The organism is Paenibacillus sp. Marseille-Q4541 (assembly GCF_018310695.1).
Classification (GTDB): Bacteria; Bacillota; Bacilli; order Paenibacillales; family Paenibacillaceae; genus Paenibacillus.
In genome coordinates, this window is sequence record NZ_JAGXCY010000056.1 from 1 (window position 1) to 16,931 (window position 16,931).

Genomic DNA, 16,931 nt, shown 5'->3' on the forward strand with positions numbered 1-16,931 from the left:
GTTAAAGGAGTTCGAGAGGATGTCCAAGCTCTATGATAAAAAGAATAATGGTACTTATGTCGAATTCATTTTTTTAAAATGCATCCCAGGGAAATTCGAAGGTTGTCAACTTAATTTCAAGTATTATAGAGAACATAACAAAATCTATGAACTGAATTTTGGATGGACCAATGTAACGATTAAAAATTATATTGAGGTAACTACAAAATTTCCACTGGAGATGCTAAACAATTTTATATTAAATCGTACGTATAGCTCTTTTGAGAAACATCTCTATCAATTGGAGTGGAAAAAGCTAAGAGAAGATAAAACATATCACCTTCGTTTTTTTGGATCGCAACAAGATTTTTCAATCATTGTAGTTGATGATGCAGTCAGGCAGTTTGGCCGCGATTTAGAAACGGAGTGGAAAGAAGGGATTCGACTGGCTCAATAATTAACCTCTTCGAAATTGTTGGAACATGGTAACAAATCAGTGCCCCTCAATGGCATTCCTAACTCAAAAGGTTATTCATTAACCAAGGTTTAATCAAAGGCAGTACATTTTCAGGTTTCATTGCTATTGTATGATCCATGTTCTCCCCGCCTAAAATGTTAACATCCCAGCCAAAGTGTTGTAATACATCTAGATGGTTTTTTAATATACCGACGATATCGACAGTTACATTACCAAAGTTCTCGCCATAAACGATCGTATCTTTTTCTCCAGCAAAAGTAAGCTTAGGAAAGGGTATTTCATCCTGAATTTTTGTATCATCAAAATCCATTAAGTTTTTATACAAGGTGACAAATTGTTTGGTTTGATTTGCATCTATTGTTACTTGTATGTTATCCCAATCCATTTCTTCAGGACTGATATTTTCTTCGATTTGATAATTAGAGTTATTTTGATGATTTAATGCTTGCTCATATGTCTTTGTAGTTACTGCCATCATTTCTTGATAGGGTCCTTTATAGGGTGGGAATCCACCCATAATTAAACTCTCCAATCGGTTAGTTCTGATTGCCAATTGTAAGCCAACAAGTGCCAACCACGAGTAGCCATAATAACTAAACGTCTTCACCTTCATCTCATCAGCTATTCGTAATAAATCTTTTGTAATGTTTTCTGGTGTGAGATAATCTGGCTGAGGATGGGTAAAAAGATGACCCTCGTAATCAAAATATAGTACCTGAAATTTATCAGACAGTCCTTCCACGAAATTTTTTCCTAGTTCAGGATCTACTCCCCACAATTTTAATTTTTCTGCTTCTTCTCCAAAAACAGATTTTTTAGCTATCGGTAACATAATTACTTTACTTGTTGTATCTCCAGTTAAACCAACTTCCAATTCTGATCCGTCATTTAATTTTACGATTTTGTTCAATAAGATCACTCCTAACTTGATATACTTATAACATACAACATTCATGCAATAGTTCGGTTTTTCAAAAACATAACATGGATAATACTATAGATTTGGGGTTCTAAAGTTAACGTAGCACTTTAAGGTTTAACTTTAATGTTGAGGATGTGAAAAATGAAAAGTATATATACACCTACACAAATTGCTAACCTACTGAACGTAAGCACGATGACTTTAAGAAGATATGAAGAACAGGGGTTAGTTCCTGATGTACCAAGAACCATAGGAAATCATAGATCTTATACCCCCATTCATCTTCAAGCTTTTATTACCATTCGATCGTTATTGATGGGATATGATATACCTGTAGTGTACGATGTCATGAGGAGAATCAAGAATGATGATATCACTGATGCTCTCTGGCTTGTAAACGATCAGTTGTACCTAACTCTAGAAGAAAAACAACGAGTTGAAGAAATACTGAATATGGTCAGAAATGCTGATTTCAATCAATTTAGAAATATAAAATTAAAAAATTCGATGACCATTGGAAAAGTAGCTGAAATTGCTGGAGTTAACACATCTGCTATTAGACATTGGGAAAAAGAGGGGCTGATTACCTCAGAACGTGACCAAGAAAATGGTTATCGGATTTTTACAGTGTCTGAGTTGCGAAAGATTTTACTGATTAGTAGTTTAAGAAAAACAATATATTATACTGAAAATTTGAAAAACCTTCTAAATGACTTAGAAACACACCACTTCACAAAAATAGATCGATCCTTTCAATTAGCACTCGAAAAATTAAACAATAAACTAGCGGCCCAATTTAATGGAGTAGCAGAACTAATGAAATATATAGGTTTCTACAAAGAGGGGGAAGTTTTGATATAATGGCCCCAGGAGGGGAAGAACATGCATACGATAGAGAGCTTAATGAAGCAATTAGAGGAGCTGGACATTGACAGCAAAGGGACGTTGTTGGTCCATTCTTCGATGAAAAGTATGGGGCAGGTCGAGGGTGGCGCAGACACAGTATTGGATGCGTTTACAGAATATATGAAGGATGGGCTGTTGGTGTTACCGACCCATACTTGGTCCTACATAAAAGCGGATAACCCGAAATTTTACGTTGATCGTTCACCTTGCTGTGTTGGCATATTACCCGAGCTTTTTCGCAACCGACCAGGTGTGGTACGTTCGTTACATCCCACACATTCAGTGGCTGCATTAGGGCGGGATTCGATAGAGTTCACCCACGACGATCATCATTTCGATACACCATGTGCTAGAGGTTCCTCCTGGGGGAAGTTGCTTGACCGAGAGGCGACCATATTATTAGTCGGGGTAGATTTGAAGCGCAACACATTTATTCATGGCGTGGAAGAGTGGATGGACATCGAGGGTAGGTTAACGGATGGACATGAGATGCTTTACACCGTTTTACCCGATGGAACTGAAATCCCTGTACCTTCCCGCAGACATTGCGGGTTATCGTGGTCGCATCATTTTTGGAAAGTAGATGAGGTCCTTGAAAGTAAAGGGGCGATGTATAAGGGACGACTTGGTGATGCTGTTGTAAGAGTGTGTGATGCGGCCAAGGTGGCGAAAGTAATCACTGAGATGCTCAAGGACAATCCAGATTTGTTTTCGGATAATAATCCTTTGGATACTTAATTCAAGGCATGACTCTGCCTTCTTGTTGAATATGTACAGTAAATTAACGGAATACGATTTTACGATAAAGGCAGCGGGTCAAAGTGATCTGCTGTCTTTATTATAATACTTAGCTGATTTCGTAATCCAGAAGTGATAATGTCACTTTTTGAGTGAATACAAATGAGGAACATCAAAAATATCTTATGAAAATCCATATATCCACGAGTTCCAATAAAACAAAGGAAGTTATTGAATCCGAACTAACTTGGCTAGAAGCTTTGGATAGAGATACAAATCTATGTATACCAACTCCTATAAGAAATCTAGTAGGAGATTTGATTACAGAAACATCAGCTTTTCATAATGAAAATAAATTAATTATAACTCTTCATCGTTGGGTGAATGGCGATGTGCTCAACAGAGAACCGACAAGTAATGAAACGGCGAATTTGGCTCTTATAATGGCGACCCTACATAAACATTCTATGCAATGGAATATTCCTGATGGGTTTAATAGGCCAATTTACAATTCCGATAATCTATTTACAACACTTAATCAATTAAAACAGCTACTACATTTAGAACTCCTATCTAGCGAAGAATTTGCTTACGTAGAACAATCAGCGCTTAAAATATCAAAAGTGATTGAAAGACAAAAACGATCATGCGAAAGCTGGGGAGTTATCCATTCAGACCTTCATGAGAGTAATTATGTTTTTTATAATGATAATCCGCGACCTATAGATTTTTCGAATTGTGGTCATGGATTTTATTTATTTGATGTTGCTGAAACATTATTGCATCTTTCTTATGATAATCGGAAAATATTCATCGCATCCTATATTCAAAATTATTTTATAAAATATCTTCAGGGAGAGAGCTTCTTGTTAAACTAACAATTTGATTCAAGTCGTCGATGACTTTAATGCATACGTAATCCGTTTATGGAAAACTCAACAACCTCTGAAATGGTTCTTTATATTTCTGAATGTTCTTATTGTAATATTAAATTTAAAGTACTGGCTTTACTGATCCTAATGAGAGATCATTGTTTTTGATCAAATGGGGAATGTTACCTTCATAACAAAGTGGAGGTGCAAATCGGATGAAAATTTTATATATGCTATTAGTAGTAGGGATGATTAGTCTTTGTCCTTCCCAAACGGTTGGAGCTAAAGAGGGTGCAGAAGTGTTCGATATAAAAAAAGGTGAGATTGTACTTACCATCCCTAATTCAAACGCATTGCAAAGCCAAGTTAGAGACTGGCTGTCGTCATCTGTAAGCGGGATTGCAGGGGAATTTAAAATCGAACCAAGCGACGGAATAGCAATTAAGGTCCCACTTACACCACCGTATTTTGGCTCAAAATAAATGGATAACCGGAACAGTTACGGAAGTTATTATTTTTATAGGGGAGATACAGACTTATAACCCTACTATGTTGGTGTTTACAAAAGATAATCGATTTTCGGCTCTCCAAATTAGGGGCAACACGTTAATTACATTCCTTAAACAAAACAATCTGTATAGTTCTGAGTTAAATTTAGGTGTAACTCCTTAGAAAAATTGGGAAACGATTGATCTACATATAAATGAAACTCCTCGGCAGCCGGTTATCGGCTGTCGTTTTTTGTCTAATTAGCAGTCCGCTTATTAGTGCAACCCAGACCGCTCAAATTGTAGCAGATGCTACAGGGAAAACTTTATTTGAAGAAAGCCGTTTGCGGGAGCGTGCTAAATGGGGAGACTTATAGCTATCAACTGCTTTTTAATTGATATATTCCTCATAAAATCCATTTTCTAGCGCTTCATTATGATCAGCGTTTCATGTTGACAAGATACCAAATGGTGTCCTATATTATATCGACACTAATGAAAAGGTGTTGAAATATTAAGACCTTTATGGTACAAAATATCTTCATCTATAAACTAAATTAACAAGAATCTTGACGATTGTGTAAAGTGCACACGAAGTGCTTATGTGTGAAGCTTTATGTGATTGCGATATGGTTTAAACCTTACATATGACGAAGAGATGGATCGTATGAGGGTACAATGTGAATATAAGTAGAAAATTACATGATTGGAAGGATGTTGTTCTTGAGCGAATCTAATCAGGAATATATCGTCATCTCGGCTGCGAGGGAAAACAATCTCAAGAATGTATCCTTGCGTATTCCTAAGCGGAAGATCACGATTTTTACCGGAGTATCCGGATCCGGCAAGTCATCGATTGTCTTCGATACAATTGCTGCAGAATCAACGCGTTTGCTGAACGAAAATTTCAGTATGTTTGTGCGTAATTTCCTCCCGCGCTATCCGCAGCCAGATGCGGACGCAATTGAAAATCTGAGTATGGCTGTTATTGTAGATCAAAAGCGGTTGGGGGGCGGTTCCCATTCCACGATGGGCACGATTACCGATATTTCTCCCATTCTTCGTCTTCTCTTCTCCCGAGTGGGTCAGCCCTATGTTGGACAAGCGAACATGTTCTCTTTTAACGATCCGCAGGGCATGTGCCTAGAGTGCAACGGGATTGGTCGCAAATTAGGTGTCGACATGAGTAAGGCGGTGGATATGTCTAAATCGCTCAATGAAGGAGCAATCATGCTCCCAGACTATACGGTAAATGGTTGGGAGTGGAACATGATCGTGCAGTCGGGGGACTACGATCTCGACAAGAAGCTCAGCGATTATTCGGAAGAGGAACTGGAGCAACTGCTGTATGCTAAGGCAAGGAAAGTGAAAATGGATTTCGCCGGTAAGGCAACGAATATTACAGTGGAAGGCGTTATTGAGAAGTTCACTAATAAATACATCAAGCAAGATGTAAAGACGAAGTCAGAGCGAACACAAAAAGCGGTTGTACCGTTCATTTCCGAAGGTTCGTGCTCCAGTTGTCACGGTGCGAGACTTAGCCAGGCGGCGCTCAGTTGCAAAATCAACGGACACAACATCGCGGAGATGTCATCAATGGAAGTGGGACATCTCATCCGCGTCATTCGAGAGATTGAAGATCCTACAGCAGCTCCTGTCGTCAAGTCGCTGACGGACCGGTTGCAGCATCTGGTAGATATCGGACTTGACTATTTGACGCTGGACCGTGAGACCGATACATTGTCGGGCGGTGAGTCACAGCGAGTCAAAATGGTGAAACACCTGAGCGGCAGTCTAGTGGATGTCACTTATATCTTCGATGAACCCAGCGTTGGTTTGCACCCCCGTGATGTACACCGGTTAAATGAGCTACTTCAGAAGCTTCGTGATAAAGGGAATACCGTGATTGTCGTCGAGCATGATCCCGATGTAATCAAGGTGGCGGATCATATCGTCGACGTCGGACCCCACGCAGGTAGCCGCGGCGGTACTATCGTGTATGAAGGAAGTTACCAAGGCCTGCTGGAATCAGGCACATTGACAGGCACCCATATGAAGCGGCCACTCAAATTGAAGCAAGATTGCAGGCAGCCGTCTAGCAAGCTAACGATTAAAAATGCAGAACTTCATAACCTGCGGAATGTGAGTGTAGATATTCCAACTGGAGTGCTGACAGTTGTAACGGGTGTCGCCGGATCGGGTAAGAGTACGCTAATTAACGAAGTATTCCTCAGTGAGCATCCGGATGCGATCGTCATTGACCAAGCGACGATCGGAGTGTCAACACGCTCGAATCCCGCGACCTATACGGGCATTATGGATGATGTGCGCAAGGCATTTGCTTCCGCGAACAAGGTGAGTCCAGGCTTATTCAGTTTTAACTCTAAAGGGGCATGCGAGAACTGCCAAGGTCTTGGGGTTGTGTATACAGATCTTGCATTCCTCGATAGTGTAAAGCTGCCATGCGAAGTATGCGGAGGCAGACGGTTCAAGGAAGAAGTGCTTGCTTACAAACTGAACGGCAAGTCAATTGCAGAAGTGCTGGAAATGACTGTAGAGCAGGCATTAGAGTTTTTTGAGCTAAAAGAGGTTGTACGTAAGCTCCAAGCGATGAGTGATGTGGGTCTGAACTATATTACACTCGGCCAGCCGCTAAGCACACTTTCGGGCGGTGAATGCCAGCGTATCAAATTGGCAAGCGAACTGCATAAGAAGGGCAGCATCTACGTGATGGATGAGCCAACGACCGGACTACACATGTCAGATATCGGCCTCCTTCTTACGATCATGAACCGTCTCGTTGATGCCGGAAATACGGTGATCGTTATCGAGCACAATCTTGATGTGATCAGCCATGCGGATTGGATCATAGATATGGGACCGGATGGAGGCAGTAAGGGTGGCCAGGTTGTATTTGAGGGAACACCCCAGCAGATCACGCATGCGGAGCAGTCGATCACGGGAAGATATATGAAGTAATCATTGTCTAATGACATAAAATCACCTATTATAAAGCGAACAAAGCCTGAATTAACAGGCTTTGTTTTTTGTCTAGACATATATTGTTACAAAAAATGTATGAAACTCGATAATGGATAATTGGAGAATAGGCATTATTCTAAGGAATGAGACGGTAATTGAAATAATTCATCTTAAGGTAAACAAATTTTGTAATTTATACTTATTAAAATATATCAAATATGAAAATAAACAGATAAAATAGTAATTACATACATATATAATCTAATGAAGGTGGGTTTAATTGAATTAATAAGATTACTTAAAAATGCAAGAAAAACTAATTTAAATGAAAGTTATCAATATGCTTGGAAAGGCTTTGCGTTACTGATTGGATTATAGGAATGTTAAGGGTAGTAGCTATATTGGTGATAATTCAAAAATTTTAAATAAAGGAGGACAGTGTGTGGTAAATGTTAAATTAGTTCCACACAGTTTTTCTTATGCCGAGAACATTTTCAATAAAGTTTCGGTTCCAGAAGTGAAAGATGCCCTTGGCGTAAATGATAAAACAGTAGATGACACACTCAGGTATATAAAATGGATCTTAGAGGATGAACAAATAGGTAACCAACTTTCAAGAGTAATTCTGAATGAAGCTGATGAACTGATCGGTATAACAACACTGATGTTCATAGATAATCACCAAAAGAAATGCCACATGGGTACATGGGTTGCACATGAATATTGGGGGATCGGTTATAATGAAGCCTCGAAATTCGAGATATTAAAAATTGCATTCATAGAACTAGGATTAAACTATGTATTTGCTGGGGCTAGGAAAACAAATATCCGATCGCAGAAGTCCCAAGAAAAGTTGCCTTATATACGTCTTAATGTTGAAAATGAATTTCCTAACGAACTTATTTTTCTCGAAAATAAAGAGAAACAGGAATGTGTTCTCCATGTATTTTATAAAGAAGACTTTTTAAATTATCTTCATCAAAGTAAAGCATCCAATAAATAAACAGAGTGAAAAATACTTTCATTCACAAAAAGAGACGGTAACCAGTTTACAGGCGATAATAAGAAGGGTGCACCTTTAATTTCTTAGAACCAGTTTAGGATAAGGTATGTTAAGAGCATAAATGCAAGGAGAAAAGCACAAAAGGACTTCAACTGGTTTAAGGTGCTTTTCTGGAGGCTTAGCAATATCTTATGAATGTTCAGCAATTTGGAAAATAAAGAATCCCAAAAAAGGAGTAAATAGAAGCATGAGTACTTTCAAGAAATTAAGAGATGAATATGTAATTTGGCATGCAAATCGTATTAAGATTCCAGCATTTTCTTCAAGCGCTACGGTCAGAAAAAAAGTTATTTTTTCTGGAAAAGTACAAAAAGTAGGATTCCGCTTGGAAACCTGTTGTATTGCCCAAAGATTGAATTTAACGGGAGAAGTGAAAAATTTAAAAGATGGAAGTGTGGAAGCAGAATTACAAGGAGGAGAGATACAAATTTCTTTTCTCATTAAATGTATGCAGTCGTTGAAACGCGCGTCTGTAAATAAATTAACTATACTTGAGCTGCCTATTCGCGAGGGCGAGGCAAACTTTACAATAGTAAGATAAAGTACATATTGCATATTGAACAGATTATAGAGCATCACGCCTTTCTCTTCATGCGATATTTTCTGATAGAGACACAATGAAATACTACCCAGCACCTTTTAGCATGAAAGAAACGTTTATCTTTAATAAAACTCATTTTATATATTCAGGTGTTCCCGAATAGACTTATTATACGAAAGGGAAACGCTAGTTCAATTATACAAAAAGACAGCAGGTCAAAGCGGTACACCCCCTTTTAGTAAACAAGATAGACTAGATCTTGTTGAACGGAGGGGATTTTTTATGGTTCCAATCAATTAAGATAAGAAGAAACGGTGATTTAACATTAGTTTAACATGCCTCGTATGCTTAAGTGATATAACAGTAAAAATAGGTGCGAAGGTGGCTGTAAGATGAAGCTAAGCAAAGAGGAAAAATCATGGATTTTATATGACTGTGGCAATTCAGCCTATTCAATGGCGGTTACAACAGCTTTACTGCCCATTGTATTTTGGATGTTTTCAAATGTGAACAGCAGCATGGACTTGGGGGATTTTAATTCACTTGCAAGCATTCTGGTGGCGATCCTTAGTCCGATTTTAGGGACGATTGCAGATTACAAAGATAAGAAAAAGCGCTTCTTTATCTTTTTTGCAGTGATCGGTGTGATGGCTACAGCTTCGCTTGCTTTCGTTTCACCAGCTAGTGGACAGTGGCAGCTATTGGTTTTATTTTATATCCTGTCCGTCATAGGATTTGCCGGATCCAATATTTTTTATGATTCTTTTCTGGTGGATGTAACCACGGATGAAAGGATGGATAAAGTATCCTCAAAAGGTTTCGCTTTTGGATATATCGCCAGCGTCATTCCATTTGGTATCAGTCTAGTATTGATTCTGTTTATGGGGATGGATAAATCGATTGGATATCAGATTGGATTTATTATCACTGCTCTTTGGTGGGGACTGTTGACCATGCCAATGATCAAGGATGTGCAGCAGAGACATTATATTGAGCCTGAACCAAGACCGGTTATCAACAGTTTTAAAAGACTCGGAGACACGTTTAAAAATGTCAGACAGCACAAAGTGGTATTTGTTTTCTTAATTGCGTACTTTCTCTATATCGATGGGGTAGATACGATCATTAAAATGGTAGTTCCCTATGCTACTTCAGTTCTTGGTGCGGAGGCCTTCGACACTTTTACCTTGCTGGGGATTTTATTAGTTATTCAGATCATTGCATTTCCGTGTGCTATCCTTTACGGCAATCTAGCCAAAAAATACTCAGCCAGAACGATGATTATTGTGGGGATTTTTACATATATCATTTCCTGTATTGCGGCTTACTTTGTTACCTCAGTTTGGCATATATTTATTCTAGGTGCGTTAATTGGTTCCGCCCAAGGAGGAGTTCAAGCGCTTAGCAGGTCCTATTATGCGAAGATCATTCCTAAGGAAAAATCCAATGAATTTTTTGGGTTTTACAATATTTTCGGGAAGTTCGCGGCGATTGTTGGTCCAGCTGTAATGTCTTTAACAACAACCTTAACAGGAAATGCGAAATTTAGTATTTTAGCGATTATCCCACTATTTATTATTGGATTTTTCGTATTTATTACTTTACCTAAAGAGCAACTTGAACATGCTGAAAACAAAGGGGTAAAACTATGAAATCTATTACAGGTCAATTGGGAATGGCCAATCCATTGGCAAAGCATCTTATTGTCATTTCGTACGATGCCTTTTCAGAAGACCATTGGGAAATGGCAAGTCGTCTTCCACACTTATCGAAATTAATTAATAATGGAGCCCATAGTAAGAAATTGAAAAGTGTGTATCCTTCGCTCACTTATGTGGTGCACACTACAATAGCAACCGGTGTATATCCGGATAAACATGGCATACATCACAACAATCCGCTTCAGCCGTTTGTTAAGGAAGAGGAGCAAAGCTGGTTTTGGTTTAGAGATGCGATAAAGGTGCCTACAATTTACGATGCTGCGCGCGAACATAACATGAGTACAGCCGGGATTCTATGGCCGGTATCAGGTAAATCATCGATCAAATACAACATACCTGAAATTAGAGCCATCAAAAATGAAAATCAGGCACTGAAGGTGTTAAAAAGCGGGAGCCCCTTATATTGTGTCGAGATGGAACTGAAATACGGACGACTTCGAAAAGGGATTAAGCAGCCCTATCTGGATGACTTCACAACAAAGTGTGCGATAGAAACGATTAAGCGCAAAAAGCCTAATCTTTTCATGATGCATCTAATTGATCTGGATGATGCTAAGCATGTATACGGGACTGACAGCGATGAAGTGAAGCAGGTAATGACACGTATGGATAAACGGTTAGGTGAGATTATGCAGGCAGTGGATGAAGCCGGTATAACGGATAATACGATGTTCATGATTTTGGGTGACCATGGACAGTTCAATGTTAGATACAAAGTCCATTTGAACAATCTTTTGCAAGAAAAAGGGCTGATCTATGAAGATAACGGCGAAATGAAGTGGAGAGCTTACTTTCAGTGTGGGGGCGGAGCGGCTTATCTGCATATCAAACAGGGGGATGAGGAAGCTGAACAATTAGCATTAGCTGTTATTCGGGATGATATGAAAGATGACGCTTCTGGTATAGAGGAATTGTATGCTAGAGAGGAGCTGGATCATCTTCATGTAGGCCAATCTACCAAATATATGCTTGAAGCGAAGAGAGGCTATTGTTTCGATGAAAGAATGGATGAACCAACGATTGTCGATTTGGACAAACAAGGCGTTACATATGCAACTCATGGCTATTCTCCTGATAAGGAGGACTATAGATGCAACTTAGTTATCTCTGGGAATAAGGTTAAAAGTGACTACCATATAGGGGATATCGAAATGGTAGATATAGCTCCTACGATGGCAAAGATTTTAGGAATTGATTTTCATCATTGTGACGGAAGTCCGTTAAATGAAATTTTCATATAACCTGGATAGAGAAATTGATTCCAAACCATATCGGACCCGATACTTTCTGAATTTGATTATAAGTTATGGATGCTTAGTCACTAAAATATAAGAGTATAGCTCTAAGAACCACGACTGGATGAAAAATCTGGGGCCGTGGTTCTTTTTTTACGCTGCTGACTGTGCCATGATAGCTAAGGAGATGATGATGGATGTTTAAGGATTTTAAGCTCATTGCCGGAAGACCGGTATATATACAAATTAAAGACTATATGAAGCACTTAATTATAAAAGGCGCGCTGCATGGCGGACAGAAGCTCCCTTCCACACGCGAAATGAGTGTACTGCTGCAGGTTAGCCGCAACTCGGTAATCGCTGCTTATGAGGGACTCGAAGACGACGGGTTTGTCTATGCCGTTAAAGGGCAAGGGAACTACGTAGCTTCTACTGCACCCGGAACGATCACAGTCACGTCTCGAATCATGGATTGGAAAGCGCATTTGAATCAACACGCCTTGCTTGCAGAAGAGCTCGATATTATGAAGCGCGGTATCCGTGCGGAGAAAGGAACCATTTCTTTTACGAGTATTGCACCCGATGAGGCGCTGTTCGACCTCGACAATGTTAAACGGGCTTTCATGGACCGAATGGCAGTGGAAGGGAATGTCCTTCTGAACTATGGCTATGCCAAGGGCTACAAGCCTTTGATTGATTATTTGCGCAAGTATATGGAGCATAAGGGCGTGGATATGAAGGGGAAGGACATCTTGATCACCAATGGCTTTACAGAAGGTTTTAATATCGTGCTGTCCGCACTGAACCGGAAGAGTGGCAATGTCCTAACCGAGAATCCAACGCATCATACGGCGATCAAGAATCTCAAACTGCAAGGCTTTGGGATCAAGGGTATTCCTATGGAGCGGGATGGTATTCGTCTGGGAGAGCTGGAGAAGGCGCTGGGTGAGGGAGAGTACGATTGTGCTTATTTCGTGCCTTCGTACCATAATCCGACTGGGATTGTAATGTCCCCCGAGAAAAGACAGGGACTGATGAAGCTCATGGCGAGATACGATATTCCGGTCATCGAGGATGGTTTTAATGAAGAGCTCCGTTATTCGGGATCACATGTGTCCCCATTGATTGCAACGGCAGGTGCAGGCAACAGTGTGATCTATCTCGGAAGCTTCTCTAAAGTGTTGTTTCCAGGTCTTCGGGTTGGCTGGGTGCTGGCTGATCAGGAACTGATCTATTACCTGGAGAGTATGAAGCGGGCGCAGACGATTCATACATCAACCTTAGATCAATCGATTCTCTATCAATATTTGTACAACGGAAACCTGGAAAAATATTTGAAAAAGGCAAGAGCGGAATATAAACGGAAGTATGAGCTGACCTTGGAATGTTGCAAGCAGCATGTGCCTTTCCAAGCGTTGACTGGCGACGGCGGACTACACTTGTTCGTGAAATTTGCAGAGACCTTTAACACGAAAGAGCTGCTTGAGGCGTGCCGTGCGCAAGGTGTTATTTTTACGGCAGGAGAGATGTTCTATACCGATGGAAGCGGGCAGCATACGATGCGGCTGGGGTTCTCCCGAGTGACGGATGAGGATATCCGCAAAGGGATCGAAACTATTGGAAAAACAGCGCAGAAACTAATGGGATGAAGGAGTGCTGATGATGAAGGTTGGCGTAATTATGGGAGGGATTTCCTCCGAATTTGAGGTTTCGCTGAATACGGGTAAAGAGATGATGAATCATCTGGATCGCAATAAATATGAGGTAATTCCCGTTGTATTCAATAAGCCTGCGGAACTTGTAGAGAAGGTAAAGGGACTTGACGTTGCTCTCTTGGCTCTGCATGGGGCTTATGGCGAGGACGGTACGATACAGGGGATGCTGGAGACACTGGGAATACCGTATACAGGAAGCGGAGTACTGGCGAGCAGCCTGTGCATGAATAAGGATTTGTCCAAAAAAATACTGCGTTATGAAGGGGTAGGCACGCCCGACTGGCTGTGTTGGAACAGTCTAGATGACTATTCGCCAGAAGCTGTTGAACGGCTGGGATATCCGGTGATGGTGAAGCCGAATTCAGGTGGTTCTAGTATCGGAATGGAAAAGGTGAAAGATGAAAAGGGTCTGCATAGCGCGGTGCTGAAGGCTTTTACAAGTGACCCCGAGCAGTCAATCCTAGTCGAACGATACACGGCGGGCCAGGAGATCACTTGCTCCATTCTAGATGGAGAAATCCTGCCCGTGATAGGAATCACTTCTGCGTCTTCGGAATGGTTCGATTACCATGCGAAGTATGAGGAAGGCGGAGCGGAGGAGGTAGTGGTGAACCTGCCGTATGAGTTGGACCAGTCGGTACGCAAGGCGGCAATGACCTGTTACAAAGCATTGAAGTGCAGTGTGTATGCCCGGGTCGATATCCTATTGTCTGACGGTGTTCCATATGTACTGGAGATCAATACGCTCCCTGGGATGACTAAGGCGAGTCTTCTTCCCAAAAGTGCCGCCGCAGCCGGAATATCGTTCAGCTCATTACTGGACCGGATTATTAGCTGTTCCTTGACGGAACATAAGCAAAAAAAAGGGGTGACAGTTCATGCTGAATGATTGGATTACCCCAAAGGTAAGAGACATCCCCCCTTCAGGAATACGTGCTTTTTTCGACCTCAGTGCCGGTAATCAGGATGTCATCTCGCTCGGTGTAGGTGAACCCGATTTTGATACTCCGGAACACATCAGAAAAGTATGCATGGAGGCGCTGATTAATGGAGCAACACGATATACGCCGAATGCAGGTTTACCAGAACTTAGAGAGGAAATTGCCGGTTATTTGCAAAATAACTTCAATCTGCGTTACGATCCTGCCAGCGAGGTGCTGGTTACTGTAGGCAGCAGCGAAGCGCTAGACCTAGCGCTTCGGGCATTCATTGCTCCGGGCGATGAAATTCTTCTTCCTTCCCCCAGTTATATCGCTTACTCGCCGATCGTTTATCTGAACGGCGGTATAGTAGTGGAGGTGGAATCTAGGGCGGAGGATGGTTTCAAGCTGACCGCTGAAGCATTGCGACAGGCGATCACCCCGCGTTCCAAGCTGATTATGCTGAATTACCCGAACAATCCGACGGGAGCGATCATGACTGCCGAGGACTGGCAACCGATTGTTGACATCGTTAAAGAGAACAATCTACTGGTCATCTCTGATGAAGTCTATGCCGAGCTGACCTACGACCGGAAGCATGTCAGCATTGCTTCGTTACCAGGGATGCAAGAGAGGACCATTGTACTCAGCGGATTTTCCAAAGCGTTCGCAATGACCGGCTGGAGAATTGGATATGCTTGTGGTCATCAAGAGCTGCTGGCGGCGATGCTGAAGATCCATCAATATACGGCCATGTGTGCCCCGGTGCTGGGTCAAATTGCTGCAATAGAATCCCTGCGCCATGGCCTTGAGGCTATGAATGAGATGAGAGAAGCGTACCGGGAACGCCGGGAACTGCTAGTGAACGGGTTCCGGTCGATGGGGATGCCTTGCCACTTACCGGAAGGTGCATTCTATGCGTTCCCGAGTATCGCTCACACGGGGCTTAACTCCGAGACGTTTGCTTTGCAGTTATTAAAAGAATCAGGTATTGCCACCGTGCCAGGACATGTGTTCGGTGCGGGGGGAGAGGGGCATATCCGCTGTTCCTACTCGGTATCTACGGAGAAAATATCTCAGGCGCTGGAGCGAATGGAGAGCTTCCTAAAGGTGAACATATAATAGGAAGGTGTTAGTCGACACAATTATTTGAGGAGCATGCTTTGTCATGTCTCCTTTTTTGTTTGTTAAAGTAAGAGGCAGGATCATTTAAATGATTAGTTGAATTATTAGAAAATGGTATAGTAGTTACGGGGCAAAATATGCATTCGGAGGTGGAACTATGAACGGACAAGTGTGTGAGAAAGCAGGAGCGTTTGTATTGACGAATAATAAAATGACGTTTATGATGGGACCTACTCCTGATCAGTCAGCACTTGCTATCGTTAGGCTTGGTGGACATAGAGAGGGAGCCGAAACAGCTTGGGAATGTGCTGAGCGTGAAGTATTTGAAGAATCACAAATGAGAATAACTTCATTAACACCTTCAATGACTTTCTATTGTCCTAACACTAGATTCGACATTGAAATAGAGCTAAAGCCAATGGATGAAAATAACTATTTAAGCTTTGAACCACGTCCTTTGATAGTTGGACATCAGAATTCAAAACACAGCATAACGCCCATATTCCTAGCAACATCAGATAGCGAACCAGTACCCAGTATGGAGACGAAAGCACTGATATTTTTGACTCGTAATGATGTTATTCGTTTATGTTCAGAAACACTAACGTTAAACGAATTTCAAAAACTTGGCGGTGAAGTTCTGGTTAGTCAACAAATTGATGCAGATTTACCTTTGAGACCATTTGGACACCTAATCATGCTTTCAAAGATCTTAGAACAATATCCTAACGTGATTTCAAGCTCAATATTTCAGTAATAAAGAACGATTATCTATTTTATCTGAGGCAGAAAATCAAGGAAATGATTTAAAAAACTTGAAAATGTCATTTGAATTACATAGGGAGATCTTTTATAACATCAATGAAGAGTCTTGGGTTTGGACAAAATGTGTCCGTCAACTTTGTGACTATTGGGGAGCAAACGGACATATTGGTAACAGTGAAGTAGAGGTTTTTATTCAGGAATTAACTGATTTTCTTCCATACCTGGAAGATAGACGTTACATGAAATTAAGTAAACTAATTAGATTAATAAAAGACTACAGTCCGTACGATATATTATTCGCGGGTGGCTGATTAACTAGTAATGTATGTGAAATAGTATTTCGTTATAATAAAAAGAAGGGTTAGATTTTGTTTTTCTTGTGCCAAATTAGCTAATGGGAAACGATAACGTATAAAAAATGGGTAGCCTTGTGTGGCTGCCTTTTCTTCATTAACAAGAAGTTTGTTAATTACCATAGATG

The 16,931-nt window shown here is 40.9% G+C and carries 16 protein-coding genes; 15 read left to right on the forward strand and 1 reads right to left on the reverse strand.

Annotation, left to right across the window (positions count from 1 at the left end; translation table 11 throughout):
- On the forward strand, positions 1-436 hold a 436-nt coding region (locus KFT32_RS25870; protein ID WP_349304957.1), incomplete at its 5' end, for a hypothetical protein.
- Positions 437-494: 58 nt separating this feature from the next.
- On the opposite strand, the gene KFT32_RS25875 is transcribed toward KFT32_RS25870, so the two are convergent.
- Complete coding sequence (locus KFT32_RS25875) at positions 495-1,367, reverse strand: alpha/beta fold hydrolase (protein WP_211750219.1); 873 nt, start codon at positions 1,365-1,367, stop codon at positions 495-497.
- Positions 1,368-1,520: 153 nt separating this feature from the next.
- Between KFT32_RS25875 and KFT32_RS25880 the strand changes: the two genes are divergently transcribed.
- The 14 genes from KFT32_RS25880 to KFT32_RS25945 all read left to right on the forward strand — a co-directional run bounded on the left by KFT32_RS25880 (position 1,521) and on the right by KFT32_RS25945 (position 16,442).
- Complete coding sequence (locus KFT32_RS25880; RefSeq protein ID WP_211750220.1) at positions 1,521-2,240, forward strand: MerR family DNA-binding transcriptional regulator; 720 nt, start codon at positions 1,521-1,523, stop codon at positions 2,238-2,240.
- 21 nt (positions 2,241-2,261) lie between these two features.
- Positions 2,262-3,023, forward strand: a complete 762-nt coding sequence (locus KFT32_RS25885) for an AAC(3) family N-acetyltransferase (RefSeq protein ID WP_211750221.1) — start codon at positions 2,262-2,264, stop codon at positions 3,021-3,023.
- Positions 3,024-3,175: 152 nt separating this feature from the next.
- Complete coding sequence (locus KFT32_RS25890; RefSeq protein ID WP_211750222.1) at positions 3,176-3,901, forward strand: phosphotransferase; 726 nt, start codon at positions 3,176-3,178, stop codon at positions 3,899-3,901.
- A 209-nt stretch (positions 3,902-4,110) separates the two neighbouring features.
- Positions 4,111-4,377 carry a hypothetical protein gene (locus KFT32_RS25895; RefSeq protein ID WP_211750223.1) on the forward strand — a complete coding sequence of 89 codons (267 nt, stop codon included), beginning with the start codon at positions 4,111-4,113 and terminating at the stop codon, positions 4,375-4,377.
- A 221-nt stretch (positions 4,378-4,598) separates the two neighbouring features.
- Positions 4,599-4,760 carry a histidine phosphatase family protein gene (locus tag KFT32_RS27760; RefSeq protein ID WP_211750224.1) on the forward strand — a complete coding sequence of 54 codons (162 nt, stop codon included), beginning with the start codon at positions 4,599-4,601 and terminating at the stop codon, positions 4,758-4,760.
- A gap of 346 nt (positions 4,761-5,106) precedes the next feature.
- Complete coding sequence (locus KFT32_RS25905; RefSeq protein WP_211750225.1) at positions 5,107-7,362, forward strand: ATP-binding cassette domain-containing protein; 2,256 nt, start codon at positions 5,107-5,109, stop codon at positions 7,360-7,362.
- Between the two features lie 445 nt (positions 7,363-7,807).
- Positions 7,808-8,368, forward strand: coding sequence for a GNAT family N-acetyltransferase (locus KFT32_RS25910; RefSeq protein ID WP_211750226.1), 561 nt, complete (start codon positions 7,808-7,810; stop codon positions 8,366-8,368).
- Between the two features lie 247 nt (positions 8,369-8,615).
- Complete coding sequence (locus tag KFT32_RS25915) at positions 8,616-8,969, forward strand: acylphosphatase (RefSeq protein WP_211750227.1); 354 nt, start codon at positions 8,616-8,618, stop codon at positions 8,967-8,969.
- A 392-nt stretch (positions 8,970-9,361) separates the two neighbouring features.
- Positions 9,362-10,621: an MFS transporter gene (locus KFT32_RS25920; protein WP_211750228.1), complete on the forward strand. Its 1,260-nt coding sequence runs from the start codon at positions 9,362-9,364 to the stop codon at positions 10,619-10,621.
- Positions 10,618-11,931, forward strand: coding sequence for an alkaline phosphatase family protein (locus KFT32_RS25925; protein WP_249436150.1), 1,314 nt, complete (start codon positions 10,618-10,620; stop codon positions 11,929-11,931). Before KFT32_RS25920 ends, KFT32_RS25925 begins: the two co-directional genes overlap by 4 nt.
- A 191-nt stretch (positions 11,932-12,122) precedes the next feature.
- A complete protein-coding gene (gene pdxR, locus KFT32_RS25930) occupies positions 12,123-13,574 on the forward strand; it encodes a MocR-like pyridoxine biosynthesis transcription factor PdxR (protein WP_211750229.1) in 1,452 nt (483 codons plus the stop codon).
- A gap of 13 nt (positions 13,575-13,587) precedes the next feature.
- Positions 13,588-14,529 carry a D-alanine--D-alanine ligase gene (locus KFT32_RS25935; RefSeq protein ID WP_211750234.1) on the forward strand — a complete coding sequence of 314 codons (942 nt, stop codon included), beginning with the start codon at positions 13,588-13,590 and terminating at the stop codon, positions 14,527-14,529.
- Positions 14,519-15,682: a pyridoxal phosphate-dependent aminotransferase gene (locus tag KFT32_RS25940; protein WP_211750230.1), complete on the forward strand. Its 1,164-nt coding sequence runs from the start codon at positions 14,519-14,521 to the stop codon at positions 15,680-15,682. Before KFT32_RS25935 ends, KFT32_RS25940 begins: the two co-directional genes overlap by 11 nt.
- Positions 15,683-15,842: 160 nt before the next feature.
- Positions 15,843-16,442 carry an NUDIX hydrolase gene (locus KFT32_RS25945; RefSeq protein WP_211750231.1) on the forward strand — a complete coding sequence of 200 codons (600 nt, stop codon included), beginning with the start codon at positions 15,843-15,845 and terminating at the stop codon, positions 16,440-16,442.
- Positions 16,443-16,931: the final 489 nt, after the last annotated feature.